Consider the following 16,678-nt stretch of genomic DNA (forward strand, 5'->3'; position numbering starts at 1 on the left):
ATTCAGCATTCTCAGAAGCATAAGGGCTCCGCCGGCCCCGCGCGCAAGTTTTCATCCGGCTGGATTGTTTCCGGCTTAGGTGTGTCTCAGCTGCTGACGACAGGGTTAAGATCATCGCTGGTGCTTCAGGCCGGCGAATCGAGCTCTGGCCGGCCGGCGCTCACACACAGAGCGATACAGCGCCGCGAGGTTAGTAAACGCGCTCGAAGACTCGCGTAGCGGTCCCTTCGCGCCTAAGGCTGCGCCGCGAGGATCACGGCCCACTCGGTCGGCGACAGGTCCGCGCCGCCGTACGCTTTAGCGTAGTAGCGCTTTAAATCGCCGGAGAACGGCCAGTCTGATCCGGCCACGAAATGGTCAGGTCCGATGCGGCGGATCAGCTGGGCCATGGCCGTCCTGTCCTCCGCCGTCGTCTTTTCGGTGAAGACCTGGGCCAGGTCGAAACGAAGATGCCGGCCGAACCGCGGGTCGCGACCGAGCGCGTCGGCGAAGGCGCTCAAGGCGTCCAGCGTCACGGCGTCGATCCCGCCCCAGCCGGCCGCGTGGGCGATGACCACTGGCGTATCTCCCGCAGCGGGCAGCACCTGATCGAGAAACACGCCGACATCGCGCGCACCGTAGTCCGCTGCGGCTGTGCGCATGTGGATCATGATCGTCCAGCGGTTGACCGCCGCCGCGCGGAACACCGCCGCTAGCTTGGTGGCCTGCTCAGGATCACGTAGGTCGACGCCGGAATTCGTCAGGTGCAGCTTCAATCCGGTCACCGCCGGATCGCCGCGCCAGCGGGCGATCTCCGCCAAGGCGTCAGGAGCCGTCGGGTTGACGCTCACGAAGGCGGCGAGACGATCGGGACGCCGCCGGGCCAGTCCGACGGTGAAGTCATTGGCCTTGCGCAAGACCAGGGTCGCATCCGGTCTGGATTCGGCCAGCGGGCTCTCGGCCAGATACGCGGTCGACATCAGCCAGCCCTTGCGGATTCCCGCCTCGTCCATCGCCTTCAGCGCGTCATCGACCGTCAGCGGGGCGGTGAAGCGCGGGTCACAGGGGCTCTTGCGCATTGGGCTGGCGCAATAGGCCGGCAGGATGTCCAGGATCGCCGGCGAATGAACGTGCATATGGTGATCGACAGCCGGCCCGGCCCAGGCTTTGCCGGACAGCAACAGCACGCCCGCCAGCGCGCCGCATCGCAGAGACATCACGCCCGCTATCCTCCCAGCGGCAAGTTGAAAAGGGCGCGGCCGGTCAGGCCCGCGCCCCTCGCCCGCTGGCTATTGGCCCAGCAGCGTCTTTCGCCAGAACATGATGCTGGTCCAGAAGTAGTAGTCCTCGTTCTCCTTCTTGCGGAAAACGTGACCCTCGTTCTTGGCCAGCACGTGCCAGACCGAACCGCCGTTGGCCCGAACAGCCTTGATCATCTGTTCGGCTTCGGACGGCGGCACGCGGGGGTCGGTTCCCCCCGTGGCCACTAGCAGCGGCGTGGTGATCTTGCTGACGCTGGTCAGGGGCGAGATCTTCATCAGCTGCTCGCGCTGCTTGGGATCGCGCTCGTCGCCGTACTCCACCCGCCGCAGGTCGCGGCGATAGGCCTGGGTGTTCTCCAGGAAGGTGACGAAGTTGGAGATCGCGACGTAGCAGTTGGCGCCCTTCAGGCGCGGGCTGTAGTGCGTGGCCGAGGCGTAGCACATGTAGCCGCCGTAGGAGACGCCGTTGACGGCGAACCGGCTGGCGTCCAGCGCGGGGTCCTTCTCCAGGACGTCGAGGAACGCCCCGATGTCCCTGACCGAGTCCTCGCGTTTGAACGGACCGTTGTCGAGATTGACGAACCGCGCGCCGTAGCCGGTGGAGCCGCGCACGTTCGGGAAGAACAGCGCCACGCCCAGCTCGTTGAGCAGATAGTTGTTGGGTCCGAGGAAATCGGGACGCGTCTGCCCCTCGGGGCCGCCGTGAATGTCGACGATCAGTGGGCGCTTGCCAGGGAACTTGGCCGGGTCGGGCTGGTACAGGAAGCCCGACACCGTCTCGCCGTCGAAGCTCTTCACCCCCACGAGGCGCGGCTCGACATTGAGGCTCGGGTCGAGGCCGCCGGTCTCGCTGTGGGTCCACTGGGTGACGGCGAGGGTCTTGGGGTCGATCGAGAAGGCGTCGCCCGGCACCTTCGCCGAAGCCATGCTGAGGCCGATCTGCCCCCACGGCGCGATGTCGATCGCCGGACCGATGCTGTAGGGGATCACGCCGGCCGGCAGGCCCGTGATCGGCCGCACCGCTCCCGTGGCGATGTCCAGCACCCGCACGCGGGAGACGCCCGCCTCGTTGATCGCGTAGACGGCGAAGGCGCCGTCCGGCGAGATCGCGTAGTCGCTGACGTCCCAGCGCGGCTCCTTCGATACCGCGACGAAGCCGCCCTTCCCGTCCAGCTTGCCCAGGCGCTGGAAGTCCGACCCCTTGTTCGAGGTGAGCCAGACCGAGCCGTCGGCGGCGTACTTGGGATCCACGTACGACACCTTGGCCTTCGGATCGGTGAGCGGCTTCAGCTTGCCGCTCGCCAGATCCAGCTCGTAGACCATCGCCTCGTTGACCGACATGCGGTTCAGGACCAGCGCTTTCGACCCATCCGCCGAGAAGTCGGCGATGTTCCAGCCGCCGCCGCTGACCTCGGCCACCCGGCGATCGGTCTTCGGATCCTTGGGATCGACGACATAGAGATCCATGTCCGCGCCGTTGCGGCGCGACGAGGCGTAGCCGACCAGCTTGCCGTCATGCGACCAGGCGCCGAACCAGTTGCGGCTCTTGCCGTCGGTGATCAGGCGCGGACGCCCCGCTTCCAGCACGTAGAGCTGGTAGAACTCGTCGCCGCCCTTGTCCTTCTGGATCACCAGCGTGTCGCCCTTGGGCGACAGGGCCGCGGCCAGGATTGGCTCGTTCTCGAAGCTGATCTGACGACGGTCGCCGTCGGGCTTGGCCACCACGTGCACCTGATCCGAGCCGCCGAAGCGGGTCTTGATCAGCATCGAGCGGTCGGCCGCGTTCCAGCCGAGGAAGTTGGCGTGCCGGGCCTGAAGATAGGGCGCGGTGGCGGCGACCAGCTCCTGGGGAATGGCTGGCGCGCCATCGAGGACCATGGCGGCCGGCGGCGCGACGGTCTGGGCCGATGTCGTGGCGAACGGAGCCACGGCGGCGCAGGCCAGCAGGCCCAGCGCCAGGGAGTGACGGGAGATCATAAGGGAACGCCTCGGAAAAAGGAGGGTGCGCCGCCGGCGGGGGACGCTGGGGGGGAAGCGGCCGGCGGCGCGGTGTCGGGCGGGCTTAGAAACGCATCCGCGCGCCGACAGTCACATAGCGACCGATCACGTCGTAGTACGGCGAGTACAGCGAGCTGACCGGCGGGGCCTTGTCGAAGAGGTTGGTGGCGTTGGCGTACAGCTGGACCTCGTGGCCCATCACCTCGGGCAGCTTGGCCTGCACGCCGAGATCGACATAGGTGTAGGCCTTGATGTGGCCGTTCACGAGGTCGACGGTGCGGTTGTAGTCGCCCGCCGAGATGTAGCGAGCGCGCAGGTTGGCGCTGAACACCTGGCCCGACCAGTCGAGGCTGCCGGTCATCCGGGTCTTGGGCGTGCCCAGGCCGAACGAATAGCCCTGCGACTTCACGTACTCGATCTTGCTGACCTTGTCGTTGGTGGTCAGGCTATTGACCCAGGTCATCAGCCAGCGGGCGCGGATGCGGCCCGGGGCGTTGGGGATGATCCGGTCAAACGCGGTCGCGTACGAGATCTCGGCGTCGACGCCATCGGTCTTGTAATTGGCCAGGTTGACGTAGGTCGAGACGATCCGGCTGATCGTGCCGCTGGCGTCGCGGGTGACCCGCGAGCACATGTCGGCATTGCCGTTGTTGCAACGCGTGACGATGTCCTGGGCCGAGACCGTGGTGATCACGTTGTCGATGTCGATGTCGAAGTAGTCGACCGAGATGTTGAAGCCCGGCAGGGCCGGCGGCGAATAGGCGAAGCCGGTCGTGAAAGTCTTGGCCGTCTCGGGCGTCAGGTTCGGATTACCGCCGCCGTTGGTCAGCACATAGACGCTGGAGTTGGTCTTCTGGTCGACGATCGTGTTGTAGCCGGTCGTGCTGGTCGTGAAGAGTTCGCTCAGATTGGCCGAGCGGATGTCACGCGACTTGGTGATCCGGCCCCGGAAGCCCGGGAAGAACTCGTTGGTGGCGCCCAGCTTCCACGACCAGATCGAGCCGGTGGTGTTGTAGTCTGAGATGCGGGCCGCGGCGTTGACTTCCAGCTTGTTGAAGACCGGAACGTCGCGGATGACCGGGACCAGGACCTCGGCGAAGCCTTCCTTGACGCTGTAGCTGCCCGACATGGCCGAGAAGCTGAACGTCGTGAACGCCTTGGCCGCGTCCAGCGCGCCCACGGTGCGGTCGATCGACTCCTTGCGCGCCTCGGCGCCGACGGCGATCGAGACAGGGCCAGCCGGCAGGCTGAAGGGCTCGCCGCGCAGGCTGAAGCCGCCGACGTCCAGCTTGCTGGTCTCGCGCTGGCTGGGCGTGCCGGTCACATAGTCCAGCGCCGCCTTGGAGGGCGCGCCCTGACCGAACAGGTTGATTGGGACGCAGCTGGTCGAGGCGTTGGTCAGAGCGACCCGGCAGATCGGCTGGCCCGTGGTCGGGCTGATCACCGAGTCCACGGCGTTGGCGTAGTTCTGGGTCAGGAAGAACCCGGGCGTGTCGATATTGTTCTCGTTTTCGCCGTGGCTGTAGTAGGCGCTCCAGCGCCAGCCGTCACCGAACTCTCCATCCAGCGCGATGGTGCCTTGGGTCGAGACGCGTTCGAAATCGATCGTCGGATAGGCTTCGGTGTTGAAGCGACCCATGGTGAACGAGGTCTGGCCGGCCGCGGCCAGGGCCGACTTCACGGCGGCAGGCAGGAAGGCGTTGTCCGACTTGATCGTCAGGTTGCCGCGGTTGTGGTCGCCGAACCAGATGTAGTTGTTCCACATCCGCGAGCGGCGCAGCTCTGCCGTCAGCTTGACCTTGTCGGTCAGGTCATAGGTGACGCCGGCCATGGAGGCGTAGCGCTTCTGCGGCGTGACCAGGGGCGACAGGTCGTCGTTGGACGGGCCTTCGCCGCCGACCGTGTTGGTTCCGACGACCGTGCCGTAGTTGAAATCGCGCAGAGTGCCGTCGGGATTGAAGGTCTTGCCCTTCAGCACGCCCGACATGATCAGGCCGCCAGGCGCGGCGTTGGAGAAGCCCACGTTCGGCGCCAGAATGAAGCGGCCCGCGCCGTTCGAGACCGTTGCCCAACGGCCGATGTTCGGACGGCTGTCCTTCGGGATCACCCCGTCGTTGTCCAGATATTCAGCGCCGATCACGAAGTGGCCGCGGCCGTCGGCGAAGGCCTTGCCGGCCGCGCCTTCGAGGCGAACCTGCTTAGCGTCGTGGAACGAGGACTCGCCGCCCTCCACGCCCAGCTTCAGGCCGGTGAAGGTGCGGTCGATGGTGATGTTCACGACGCCGGCCACGGCGCCCGAACCCCAGGCCGCCGAGGCGCCGCCGGTCACCACGTCCACGCCCTTGGTCAGGACGCTCGGGATCAGGTTCAGGTCGTTGTCGCCCGAGAAGCGACGGCCGTTGAGCAGCACCAGGGTGCGGCTGATGCCCAGGCCGCGCAGGTCGACGGGCGCGTTCCCCGCGCCGGTGTTGGTGCCCGTGGTCTGAGGCGACGTGGTGGCGCGGAACTGCGGCAGGTCATTGAGCGCGGCCGCGATGTTCGGACGCGCGCCGACGCTCAGGTCCTGAGCGGTGACGCGCACCGTCGGGGTCGGCGCTTCGAAGCCGGCTCGGTCGATGCGCGAGGCCGTGACGACGATTTCGCCGACGCTCGTCGCTTCCTCGGACTTGGCCGCCTCCTGGGCGAGCGCGGCGCCGTGCAGAGCCACGACGGCGGGAACGAGGCTGCAACCCAGCAGCAGGCTTCGGCGGGTTTGGCGTGAAAGAGTCAAACGAGATCCCCTCTGTTTCTCAGCAGTCGACAGTCGCCCTCTCCTGGGTCGCCGCGGCGCGGCAACCGGCAGGCGCGCGTCGCCGGGAAGACCAGCTTCCGGAGACCTCGCTCAGGCGGTTCCTCTGCCCCCGCTGTCCCTTGGCCTGAGAGATTCAGGCGCACACGCGCCCTTGCTCCTTCGGCGAGGTCGCCCACGAACGGAGCGATCCTGCTTTCCAGCGTCCTCTTGCTCTGCGGTCCCTGTTGCCTGAGCGTTTCCGGGGCGGTTGCGCCTTCGGCGTCGGGTCGAACCCGATCTCTTCCGCGAGAGCCAGGCCAATACGAACCGTTCGGCCGATCCCGTCAAAGCCGGCCTTAGCGGCAGAAAATGCCGCTAGAGATCGACGGGAGGGAAGGATCGCCCAGCAGCGCCGATCTTGCGAGGCGCGCCGGAATGAGGCCGTCGCACCACGACCGTCACGTGACAGGTCGGTGACAGATTGGTCGCTGGCGAGAAGTTCCTTCAGGACGCGCTCCTCTCGGCAATCGAAGAGAAAATGCTAATCCTTTAGGCAACAACTGCACGTAGATTGAACACATATCAATGTTCAGGCTGGGCGCGCCGCCAGCGGGCCAGGAGTTCAGCCCTTCGCCCCTGATCGAAATTGGCGAGCAAAGCGGGTCCGACTTTCACCGGTCGCCCGCCCGCTGGGTCGCCAGCGCCCATGCCGGAGCGGATCGGCGTCAGGCGCGCCTCAAGCAAGGAGCGCTGCCCGCCCTCAGACATCAGGTAGTCCAGAAACACCCGCGCGGCGCTCGGGTGGCGGGCCGCCCGCGTGATGAAGGCCACGCGCGAGATCGATAGGTGATAGTCCTCCGGCACGACATAGGCCGTGTCGGCGGCGTGATTGCGCACGTACCAATCGGCATAGGAGCCGCTCATGTCGAAGGCCAGCAGGTGCTCGCCCGACGCCACCCGATCCAGAATCGGTTTGGCGGGCACATAGGTCGGCGCGCCGGTCGCGGCGATAGCGTCGTACAGCGTCCAGGCGTCCGGATAGAACTGGGTGTTGCTGGACAGGTAAAAGAAGCCCATGCCGCTGCGCTCAGGATCGTACAGCGCCACCTTGCCGCGCCAGCGTTCGGGATCGCCGCGGAGGGCGGCCAGCAAAGCGGCATGGCTGCGCGGAACCTCGCCGGGCTTCAGCAGCCTTTTGTTGTAGACGAAGACGATCGGTTCGCTGGTGACGCCAAACCCCTGGTCGCGCCACCGCGCCCAGGCAGGGAGGTTTCGAGCCTCCGGGCTATCGTAGGTTTGGGCGTAGCCGTCGTTGATCAGCTTGACCTGGGTGTCCATCGCCGAGGTCCAGACAACGTCCGCGACCGGCTCGCCGTTCGTGGCCTCCTCGATCACCCGCGTCTGCATGTCGCGCGAGGTCAGAACGACGAACCGCAACTTGACCTTAGGAAAACGCCTCTCGAAGTCGTCGACCAGCGGCTGCTGAACGTCGTTGTTGATATAGACGACGACCTCGCCCTCGCGGGTGGCGGCCCGCACGTCGGCGCCGCGCGTCGCTTGCCCCGGCGCCGCGGGCCCGCAGCCGGTCATGCCCGCCAAGACCACCGCGCTTAGCAGGCATGCGGTGGCCCCGGCGAAGAGACCCCGTCTCTTGACCTCGCATGGCAATCGGCGTCGGATGCGGTCCTCCATGAGCGTGCTGCAGCTTCTACATCCCCGATGAAGATACTCGTTGTCGAGGATGATCCTCCGCTCCGCCGTTCGCTGAACGCCACCTTGGAGAGCGAAGGCCACGAGGCTGTCTGCGCAGATACCGGCCAAGCCGCCCTAGCCCTGGCCCTGGCCGCCGGCGCGGACTTCGACGCCATCATCCTCGACATCGGCCTACCGGATATCGACGGGTTCGAAATTCTGGGCCGACTGAGACGCGAGGGTTTCCAGACCCCGATCGTCATGCTGACGGCGCGCGACGCGGTGCGTGACCGGATCGCAGGGCTGGACATGGGGGCCGACGACTACGTCCTGAAGCCCTTCGACCCGTTCGAACTGGTCGCCCGGGTGCGCGCTGTGGCAAGGCGCAAGGGCGGCTATGCGGCGCGCACGATTCATGTCGGCGCCTTGGCCTGCGATTGGGAGGCCGGCTCGGCTTGGATCGGCGAGCGTCGCCTGGATCTGCGTCCCCGCGAATGGGCCACCCTGAAGGCGCTGGCGACCCGTCCTGGCCGCGTCGTCGAGCGCGAACGCCTGGCCGCCGAGGTCTTTCCGGACGAAGAGACGCCCTCCCCCAATGCTCTTGACATCCACGTCGGCCGGCTGCGGCGCAAGCTCGCCCCGGATGGTCCCCGCCTGAGCACGCTGCGCGGCGTGGGTTACCGGCTCGATCCGTGAGCCTCGGCGCGTCGAACCGGGGTCGCCCCAGCCTGGCCGGTCGCCTGCTGCTGGCCCAGGTGGCGCCGCTTGCGCTGCTGGGAGCCGCGCTAGCCATCGCTGGCGCCCTAGCCGCTAACGCGGTCGTCGAGAAGTCCTCCGACCGCTTGCTGGCCGGATCGGTCGCCTCGATCGTCGCCCAGGTCGGCGCCGCCGATGGCCAGGCCAAGGTCGCGCTGCCGCCTTGGGCGTTGGGCCTCCTCGACACCCCCGAGCGCGACGCCGTGTTCTACGCCGTCCGGCAAGGGCCGCAGCTGGTCACGGGCTATAAGGACCTGCCGCGCCCAGCGCCGCCCGCACCGAACGAGACCAATTTCAGCTACGGGCGGATGCGCGGCTACGAGGTCAGGATCGCCCAGTCGACAGTCATGGTGCCGGGTGTGCGCGAGCCGGTGGTGGTGGCCGTGGCGCAGAGCCTCGATTCCCGCCAGGCCAGTGTTCGCGAGCTGCTGTTCAACTTGATCGGACTGCCAGTCCTGTTGGTCCTGGTTGCAGCGGTGCTGGTCGTGCCGGCGCTTGGCTGGGGTCTTGCGCCGCTGCGCCGCCTCACCGCCGACCTGACAGCCCGGGCCCAGGCGCCGCGGCCAGACCTGACGCCGATCCCGCCGTCCGATGCGCCCGCCGAACTGCGCCCCGCGGTCGATGCCTTCAATCACCTCATGGGTAGCCTGGAGCGCTTTACGCGCGCCTTGGAACGTTTCTCGGTCGACGCCTCGCACCAGCTGCGCACGCCGCTTTCGGTGATCGTCGCCAATCTGGCGCTGCTGGAACGCTCGACGACGACGCCGCGCGACAAGGCCTTGCTGGGCGACTCCCGGGATGCGGCGGCCAACCTCCGGCAGGTGCTGTCCCAGTTTCTCGCCCTGGCGCGATCCGAAGCCGCCGTAGCGGAAGGAGAGGCCGACCTGGCCGCGCTCCTGACGACGATACAGGTCGAAGCCGTTCGCGCGTTCCCCGACGTCGAGGTCCTGGCGCGCCTGCCGTCCGGCCTTCCCCTCGCTCTCGGCAATCCTGTCCTGATCGGCGAGGTCCTGCGGAACCTCGTCTTCAACGCTTGCGCCTATGGCGGCGGAAAGGTGCGTATCGCCGTCCTCGCCAAGACGGACTCCCTGAGGGTTGCGATCTGGGACCACGGCGCCGGCGTCAGCGAGACAGATCTGGAACAGCTCTTCGCGCCTTTCCATCGCGGCGCCGCCAGCAGCGGCTCGCAGGGCGCAGGACTAGGCTTGGCGATCGTTCGCTCCATCACGCAGCGGCTCGGCGTCGGGATCGTGCTTCGTCGTCGCGCGCCAAAGCCAGGCCTGGTCGCCGACCTCACCTTCACCGCCGTAGCAAGCTGATGGCATCCGCCACCGCGCGTGAGCGATCGGGGGAGTGCGGAGGGCGCTGGTTGGTGGCGGGGAATAGAGCCGAACGCCTACCGGCAATATCTTGCCAGCCAAGGCTGAAGACCCCCGACTAGCACCCCGTGTTGGAGAGCCATTTCGCGCGCTCATGGACAAGAATGGACGACTATGGATATGAGAAAATCCTCGCGGCCTGCCTCGTCGCTCCTTTCCGCGTTTCGATAACTCTCTCAGGACAAGCATGTCGGCGACCCGAACCGGGCTCTATGGCCAGGCCGATCACGATCTGGCCCCTTCTGCGCCCGACGCGATCCAGCTTTCGCCGTTCATGTTGGGATCGAGCGACATGGCGATGCTGGAGACAGGATCGCTCGGCGCCTTGACGGTCCGGGCGCCGGCCGGCGCGGTCGAGCGGCGCCATGTGCTGGCCCAAGCCCTCCGCGTCCTGGCGCCCGGCGCTCGGCTGACCGTCTTCGCCCCCAAGGATCGTGGCGGCCTGCGCCTCAAGAAGGAGCTCGAGGCCTTCGGCTGCGACGTCGGCGAGAGCGCTCGGCGGCACAACCGCATCTGCGTGGTTGTGAGGCCCGCAGCGCCGAAGGGCCTGGACGAAGCCATCGCCGCCGGAGCGCCGCGCCAGATCGCCGAGAACGGCCTCTGGACGCAGCCTGGCGTGTTCAGCTGGGACCGCCTGGACGCCGGCACGAACGCTCTGCTGCAAGTGCTGCCGGAGCTCTCTGGAACCGGCGCAGATTTCGGGGCGGGCATCGGCCTGTTGGCGCTCAGCGTTCTGGCGTCGCGGAAGGTCACCAAGCTGACCCTAGTCGAGCTGGACCGTCGCGCGATCGAGGTGGCGAGACGGAACGTCGCCGATCCGCGTGCGGACTTCGTTTGGGGCGATGTGCGTGGCCCCGAGGCGGACCTGAAGGATCTCGACTTCGTCGTCAGCAATCCGCCGTTCCACGAGGGTGGCGGCGAGGACAAGGCGCTGGGGCAGGCGTTCATTCGCGCCGCGGCCGAGGCCCTTCGCAAGGGCGGCGCGCTGTGGATGGTCGCCAATCGCCACCTGCCCTACGAGGCGATCCTCGCCGAGAGCTTCGCCAAGGTGCGGCTGGTCGCCGAAGGCGGCGGCTACAAGGTGTTCGAGGCGCGCAAGTGAGCAAGGCCCTGATGGCTCGCCTGGACCGGCTTTTGGCCAATCTGGGCTACGGCAGCCGCAAGGAGGTCCAGGCCCTGGTGGCCGCCGGCAAGGTCATGCTGGACGGCGCACCGCTGAAGGACTCGGGCGTTCGCATCGCCGTCGACGCCACCCTGCCCGAGCGGATGACGATCCGCGGCGTTCCCGTCGACCCGCCCGCGCCTCTGGTGCTGATGATGCACAAGCCGCTGGGCGTGGTGTGCTCGCACAAGGAGGACGGCGAGAAGATCTACGACCTCCTGCCGCGCCGCTGGCGGCTGCGGGACCCGGCGCTGTCGACCGTCGGACGCCTGGACAAGGAGACCAGCGGACTGATCCTAATCACCGACGACGGCGACTTCCTGCATCGGGTGATCTCGCCCAAGCGCCATGTGCCCAAGACCTATCTGGCCAAGCTCGATCGCCCGCTGAACGGCTCGGAGGCCGAGACCTTCGCCGCCGGGACCCTGATGCTGGAGGGCGAGGAGAAGCCGCTGCTGCCGGCGCGGCTGGAGGTCATCGACGAGCGAACGGCGCGACTGACCATCACCGAGGGGCGTTACCATCAGGTCCGGCGAATGTTCGCGGCGGTTGGCAATCATGTCGTCGATCTGCACCGCGAACGCATCGGTGGCATCACCCTGCCCGAGGACCTGGAGCCCGGCCAGCATCGCATCCTGCCGGCGGCGGAGGCCGAAAAGGTGTTCGCGGATGGCTGAGCCGATCCTGGTCGATGCGCGCGGGCATCACTGTCCCGTCCCGACGCTGAAGCTGCGCAAGGCCCACGAGGCCGCCGCGCCGGGCGCCGAGCTGGTGCTGCTGGCCACGGATCCGATGGCGCGGATCGACGTGCCCCACTTCGCCGACCAGGTCGGCGCGACGGTGCTTGAGATCACGGACGAGGACGGCGGCGTGATCAGGTTTCATATTCTGAAGGCGGCTTGAGCGGGATCGCTCGCGGGCCTTCCAGCAGGGCCCTGGGCCGCTCGTCCAGCGCGATCTCCACCTCGGTCGCCAGGGCGCCGCCGAAGAAGATGGCGTTCACGCTCCAGGACAGCCAGATCAGGAAGATGATCACCGCCGAGATCGAGCCGTAGGTCGCGCCGAGGTGGACGATCTTCTCGACGTAGAAGGCGCTGGCCCAGGACATGAAGACACACAGCGCCGCCGCCGCCACGCCGCCGGAGGTCGAGGCCCGCCAGCCCACCGGCTCGCGGGACATGGCGTAGCGATAGACCAAGGTCATGCCGACCACGATGCCGAAGCTGGCCCAGGTCCATTCGGACTGTATCCAGGACACGCCCGCCAGCGGACGCAGGTTCAGGGCCGAGCCCAGCAGGCGCAGAGTCAGGAAAACCCCGGACATGAAAAACAGCAGGCCGAACGCGGCGATCAACACCAGCAAGGCCATCAGGTTGAAGCCGAAGAATCCGCGCTGATCCTCCTCGTCGTGGATGAAGGACAAGCCCGCCAACAGCGCCTTGAAGCCCCGATGCGCGGCGTAGGCGCCGACGATCAGCACGACGCCGCTCTGCAGCGACACCGCGCCGCCCGGCGCATGGGCCAGCCGCGAGAACTCGTCCTGGAACATGCCCCGCGCGCCGGACGGGATCAGCTCCGCCAGCTTGTTGGCCTGGCGCGCCGCCGTCTCCGGCGTCAGGAACAGGCTGTAGAGGCCGATCAGAATCGCCAGGCCGGGAAACACCGCCAGCAGGGCGAAGAACGAGACGCCGCCCACATAGAGCATCACGTCGCGTCCCCAGAGCCGCGACAGCGCCAGGCCCAGCACACGCAGGATTTCACGGGTCCAGTGGATCGGATCGAGGTCGAGGTCGCGCCAGCGGATCTGGTGGAGCGGATCTTTCATCGGGCGGACCATGGCGGCATGGGCCCCGGAAGTCAAAGACGCGCCGCCACGGGGGGACGACGCGTCTTTCAAGGCTTGGCCTGGAATCGATCGCCGCTTCGAGGGACGGATGGTGCGACGACCGATCGACCCCTGCACGTTAGGTCCGCTCGCCTGAACCGGACCTGAACGGCTCAAAGCGCGCCCGACGCCTTGAGCCCGGCGATCGCCTCGGCCGTGAAGCCCCAGTCGGCCAGGGCCTCGTCATTGTGAGCGCCGATCTTCGGCGGCGCCCCCTGGATCGCGCCGGGCGTGGCCGAGAAGCGCGGCGCGGGGGCCGGCTGGGTCACGCCCTCGACCTCGACGAAGGTCTGGCGCGCGGCGTTGTGGGCGTGCCCCGGCGCCTCGTCCATGGTCAGGACCGGCGCGAAGCACACGTCGGTGGCGTCCATGATCGCGCACCACTCGTCGCGGGTCTTGGTGTTGATCACCGCCGCGAGCTTTTCACGCAGCTGCGGCCATTCCTCGCGGCTCATCTGGTGCTGGAACTGCGGGTCGGAGATTCCGGTCTTTTCCAGCAGCAGCAGGTAAAATTGCGGCTCGATCGAGCCGATCGAGATCCACTTGCCGTCGGCGCACTGGTAGGTGTCGTAGAAGTGCGCGCCGCCGTCGAGCAGATTGGTCCGGCGCCCCTCGTTCCACATGCCGCCGGCCTTGAAGCCGTAGAACATCGCCATCAGCGAGGCCGCGCCGTCGCTCATGGCGCAGTCGATCACCTGCCCCTGCCCCGTCTCCCGGGCGTGGATCACCCCGGCCAGCAGGCCAAACGCCAAGTAGAGCGCCCCGCCCCCGAAGTCGCCGACCAGGTTCAGAGGCGGCACGGGCTTGTCCTGCGTCCCGATCGCATGCAGCGCGCCGGTTATGGCGATGTAGTTCATGTCATGGCCGGCGGCCTTGGCGTAGGGCCCCGTCTGCCCCCAGCCGGTCATCCGGCCGTAGACCAGCCTGGGATTGCGCGCCAAGGCGACGTCCGGACCCAGACCCAGCCGCTCCATGACGCCCGGCCGGAAGCCCTCGATCAATCCATCGGCCTGCTCCAGGAGCTTCAGGCAAGTCTCGATGGACTCAGGGTTCTTGAGATCCAGCGCCACCGAGCGACGGCCGCGCGCCGTGACGTCGGCGGGCGAGCCACGCCCCTGCCCCTTGCGGTCGATCCGGACGACGTCGGCGCCCAGGTCGGACAGCAGCATGCCGCAGAACGGCCCCGGACCGATGCCGGCGAACTCGACGATCTTCAGTCCCGAAAGCGGCCCCTGGCCCATGACGTCCTCTCCCTTCCGGCTCTGACCACGCGGCCGGTCAGCGACACTAGAGCGGGCCTGACGTTCGGTCAGGCAAGCCCTTGCGCTCACGCCCCCAACGATCTTGGATTCGCCCCCAGCCTGCGGCGTTGCGCGGCTTTGACCAGGCCCTTGGTCTGCTATGTTGCGGCCACGAATCTCGAAGCGCGCCGCCCTGTGGGCCGGGCGAGCATTCGGGCGGAGGTTGGTTTGGCGGCAGACGCCCGGATTCTGATCGTGGCGCGCGACGATGTTCGCGCCGGACCGCTGGCCGAGGGGCTGGACCGGCTGGGGTGGCGTACGATCACCGCCCGGGGACCCTACGCCGCCGTCGCCGCCCTCGGCGATCTGCCGATCGAGGCGGTGATCGTCGACATCGCCACCGCCGGACCGGATATTCAGACCCTCTCGCGCCGCCTGAAGGCCGCGGTCGCGCCGCGCCGCCTGCCAGTCATCGCCATCGGCGATCCCGAAGCGGACTATCGCGACCAGACCTTCGACCTGACCCTGTCGCCGCCGTTGCACCCGTCGCAGGCCGCCCTGCGGCTCGAGACCCTGGTCCGCACCGCCATCGCCGAGGAAGAGTTCGAGCTGCGGCTCGACACCTTCGGCGACCGCGGCCGACGCCTCGACCTGCCCGAACAGTCGGACGCCCCGTTCCGCGTCCTGGCCGTCGGCGAGCCCGCCCCGCAGTTCCTGGCCCTGTCCAACGCCCTGCAGCGTAGCGGCGCGGAGGTGGTCGGCGCCTTCACCGCCTATACCGCCTTCGACTACCTGCACGAGCGGCCGTTCGACGCGGTGGTGCTGTGGGCCGGCGACAGCCAGCAGGAGGCGCTGTCGATCGCCGCGGGCATGCGCCGCAACACGCGCCTCTATCACATCCCGGCCTTGCTCTACCTGAAGGCCGAGAGCTATGTGACCATGTCCGACGCCTTCCATCGCGGAGTGTCGGACGTGGCCTCGCCGGAGACGCCCGAGACCGAGACCGCCCTGCGCGTGATGGAGCTGGCCCGCAGCTTCCGGCGCGGCGAGGCGATCCGCGGCGCGCTGGAGAAGGCCCGAAGCTCGGGCCTGATGGACGCCGCTACCGGCCTCTTCACCCGCGACCTGTTCGCCGCCCACCTGGCCCGGCTGTCGACCGCCGCCCGCGAGCGGGCCCGGCCGCTGTCGATCTGCGTCCTGCGGGTCGCCGACAAGCCCGAGACCGCCTGGGCGCGGCAGAACGGCTGGCTGGATCGCGCCATTCCGCAGATCGGCTCGATGATCGGTCGCCTGGTGCGGGTCGAGGACACCCCGGCGCGGCTTTCGACCGAGGTGTTCGCCCTGGCCCTGCCGGCGACCAACCAGAACGCCGCTCGCGCCGCCGCCGAACGGATCGCCGCCGTGATCGGCTGCACCGCCTTCGACGCCGGCGAGGATCGGGCCCCGTTCGTCTGTGAGTTCGACATCGGCGTGGCCGAGGTCCAGCCGGGCGAAGGCGCGGTCAAGGCGCTGGAGCGCGCGGCCTCGGCGGCCCTGAAGCGCGAGGTCGGCTGACCGGTCGCGCTTGGGCGCGTCACCTCGCCGGCCTATATGCAGTTCGTCCCGTCGCGGACAGAGTTTGCCCAGGAGCACGCCGTGGCCCAGTCCCAGCCCATGATCATCGACGTCGTCGCCGACGTGGTCTGCCCCTGGTGCTATCTCGGCTGGCGGCGACTGAAGTCGGCCCTGGCCCTGCGGCCGAGCCTGGACGCCAAGCTGGTCTGGCGGCCCTACCAGCTGGACCCGTCGCTGCCCGAGGAAGGCGTCGACCGCAAGGCCTACATGGCCCAGAAGTTCAAGGATCCCGAACGGCTGAAGGCCGTCCATGCGGCCCTCGTCGAGGGCGGCGCCGAGGAAGGGATCGCGTTCAATTTCGAGGCCATCGACCTGGCCCCCAACACCAACGCCGCCCATCGCCTGATCCGCTGGGCCCTGACGGCCGGCGTGCAGGACCAGGTCGTCGAGGCGCTGTTCAAGGCCTATTTCGAGCAGGGCCTCGACATCGGCGATCCCGTCGTGCTGGCCGACATCGCCGAGGCCGCGGGCATGGAGCGTCTGGTGGTGTTGCAACTGCTCTCCGAGGGCGCCGACAAGGAAGCCGTGGCGCGCGAGCACGCCATGGCGGTGCAGGGCGGCGTGACCGGCGTGCCGTTCGCGATCTTCGCCGGCAAGGTCGCGGTCGTGGGCGCCGAGACGCCGGAGCGGATCGCCGAGGCGATCGACCAGGCGCTGGCGGCTTAGGCGCACGACTTCGCCGCTTCACGCGATCGCTCGCTGAAGGCTTGGGGAGGCGACGGAGCGGCCGGGCGAACCCGGTGACCGTGAGTGTGATTTGCGTTTCGGCTCGTCGTCCGCTCCGCCAGGCTGTTCTTGCCCGTGAGGATGGGGGGCGTGAGCGTGTTTCAGCTCGGGACCCCACTAGCCCCCGGACGGGCGTGGACCAACTGGATCGGCTCCTCCGTCTCCAGCCCGACGATCCACGATAGGCGGCTTATACGATCACCGCCCTGTCGCT

At 68.0% G+C, this 16,678-nt stretch carries 13 protein-coding genes and 2 riboswitches; of the genes, 7 read left to right on the forward strand and 6 right to left on the reverse strand.

Annotation, left to right across the window (positions count from 1 at the left end; genetic code table 11):
- Positions 1-233 precede the first annotated feature (233 nt).
- From DI526_RS05630 to DI526_RS05645, 4 genes are all read right to left on the reverse strand, one after another.
- Positions 234-1,196 (reverse strand): amidohydrolase family protein, encoded by a 963-nt coding sequence (locus DI526_RS05630; protein ID WP_304275187.1) that lies wholly within the window; start codon positions 1,194-1,196, stop codon positions 234-236.
- 72 nt (positions 1,197-1,268) lie between these two features.
- On the reverse strand, positions 1,269-3,218 hold the full coding sequence (locus DI526_RS05635; protein WP_304275149.1) for a prolyl oligopeptidase family serine peptidase: 1,950 nt from the start codon (positions 3,216-3,218) through the stop codon (positions 1,269-1,271).
- Between the two features lie 85 nt (positions 3,219-3,303).
- Positions 3,304-6,009, reverse strand: a complete 2,706-nt coding sequence (locus tag DI526_RS05640; protein ID WP_304275151.1) for a TonB-dependent receptor domain-containing protein — start codon at positions 6,007-6,009, stop codon at positions 3,304-3,306.
- A gap of 131 nt (positions 6,010-6,140) precedes the next feature.
- A riboswitch (glycine riboswitch) is annotated at positions 6,141-6,232 on the reverse strand.
- Between the two features lie 3 nt (positions 6,233-6,235).
- A riboswitch (glycine riboswitch) is annotated at positions 6,236-6,324 on the reverse strand.
- Between the two features lie 267 nt (positions 6,325-6,591).
- On the reverse strand, positions 6,592-7,599 hold the full coding sequence (locus DI526_RS05645; protein WP_304275190.1) for an ABC transporter substrate-binding protein: 1,008 nt from the start codon (positions 7,597-7,599) through the stop codon (positions 6,592-6,594).
- 129 nt (positions 7,600-7,728) lie between these two features.
- Between DI526_RS05645 and DI526_RS05650 the strand changes: the two genes are divergently transcribed.
- From DI526_RS05650 to DI526_RS05670, 5 genes are all read left to right on the forward strand, one after another.
- Positions 7,729-8,397 (forward strand): response regulator transcription factor, encoded by a 669-nt coding sequence (locus tag DI526_RS05650; protein ID WP_304275154.1) that lies wholly within the window; start codon positions 7,729-7,731, stop codon positions 8,395-8,397.
- Positions 8,394-9,776 carry a sensor histidine kinase gene (locus tag DI526_RS05655; RefSeq protein WP_304275156.1) on the forward strand — a complete coding sequence of 461 codons (1,383 nt, stop codon included), beginning with the start codon at positions 8,394-8,396 and terminating at the stop codon, positions 9,774-9,776. The genes DI526_RS05650 and DI526_RS05655 overlap by 4 nt, the downstream gene beginning before the upstream one ends.
- 247 nt (positions 9,777-10,023) lie before the next feature.
- A complete protein-coding gene (locus DI526_RS05660) occupies positions 10,024-10,938 on the forward strand; it encodes a class I SAM-dependent methyltransferase (protein ID WP_304275158.1) in 915 nt (304 codons plus the stop codon).
- The gene (locus DI526_RS05665; RefSeq protein WP_304275161.1) at positions 10,935-11,675 is read left to right on the forward strand and encodes a pseudouridine synthase; all 741 of its coding nucleotides are present in this window, start codon (positions 10,935-10,937) and stop codon (positions 11,673-11,675) included. The genes DI526_RS05660 and DI526_RS05665 overlap by 4 nt, the downstream gene beginning before the upstream one ends.
- Positions 11,668-11,901: a sulfurtransferase TusA family protein gene (locus tag DI526_RS05670; RefSeq protein ID WP_304275163.1), complete on the forward strand. Its 234-nt coding sequence runs from the start codon at positions 11,668-11,670 to the stop codon at positions 11,899-11,901. The genes DI526_RS05665 and DI526_RS05670 overlap by 8 nt, the downstream gene beginning before the upstream one ends.
- Here DI526_RS05670 and DI526_RS05675 read toward each other — a convergent pair.
- Together DI526_RS05675 and DI526_RS05680 are read right to left on the reverse strand one after the other, a co-directional pair.
- Positions 11,873-12,859, reverse strand: a complete 987-nt coding sequence (locus tag DI526_RS05675; protein WP_304275166.1) for a YihY/virulence factor BrkB family protein — start codon at positions 12,857-12,859, stop codon at positions 11,873-11,875. The two genes, DI526_RS05670 and DI526_RS05675, sit on opposite strands and share 29 nt — an antisense overlap.
- A gap of 137 nt (positions 12,860-12,996) precedes the next feature.
- Positions 12,997-14,124, reverse strand: a complete 1,128-nt coding sequence (locus DI526_RS05680; RefSeq protein WP_304275168.1) for a CaiB/BaiF CoA-transferase family protein — start codon at positions 14,122-14,124, stop codon at positions 12,997-12,999.
- Between the two features lie 228 nt (positions 14,125-14,352).
- On the opposite strand from DI526_RS05680, the gene DI526_RS05685 reads away from it, so the two are divergent.
- A complete protein-coding gene (locus tag DI526_RS05685; protein WP_304275170.1) occupies positions 14,353-15,678 on the forward strand; it encodes a PleD family two-component system response regulator in 1,326 nt (441 codons plus the stop codon).
- 81 nt (positions 15,679-15,759) lie between these two features.
- Entirely contained in the window at positions 15,760-16,404 is a 645-nt protein-coding gene (locus DI526_RS05690) for a DsbA family oxidoreductase (RefSeq protein ID WP_304275173.1), read from the forward strand.
- The last annotated feature ends 274 nt before the right edge of the window (positions 16,405-16,678 follow it).

The organism is Caulobacter segnis (assembly GCF_003243465.1).
In the GTDB taxonomy this organism is placed as follows: Bacteria; Pseudomonadota; Alphaproteobacteria; order Caulobacterales; family Caulobacteraceae; genus Caulobacter; species Caulobacter segnis_A.

What these genes read in the sequence shown, in the direction of transcription:
- DI526_RS05660 (WP_304275158.1), top strand. Translation starts at nt 10,024, where the DNA reads ATGTCGGCGACCCGAACCGGGCTCTATGGCCAGGCCGATCACGATCTG.
- DI526_RS05635 (WP_304275149.1), bottom strand. Translation starts at nt 3,218, where the DNA reads ATGATCTCCCGTCACTCCCTGGCGCTGGGCCTGCTGGCCTGCGCCGCC.
- DI526_RS05650 (WP_304275154.1), top strand. Translation starts at nt 7,729, where the DNA reads ATGAAGATACTCGTTGTCGAGGATGATCCTCCGCTCCGCCGTTCGCTG.
- DI526_RS05630 (WP_304275187.1), bottom strand. Translation starts at nt 1,196, where the DNA reads ATGTCTCTGCGATGCGGCGCGCTGGCGGGCGTGCTGTTGCTGTCCGGC.
- DI526_RS05670 (WP_304275163.1), top strand. Translation starts at nt 11,668, where the DNA reads ATGGCTGAGCCGATCCTGGTCGATGCGCGCGGGCATCACTGTCCCGTC.
- DI526_RS05680 (WP_304275168.1), bottom strand. Translation starts at nt 14,124, where the DNA reads ATGGGCCAGGGGCCGCTTTCGGGACTGAAGATCGTCGAGTTCGCCGGC.
- DI526_RS05645 (WP_304275190.1), bottom strand. Translation starts at nt 7,599, where the DNA reads ATGACCGGCTGCGGGCCCGCGGCGCCGGGGCAAGCGACGCGCGGCGCC.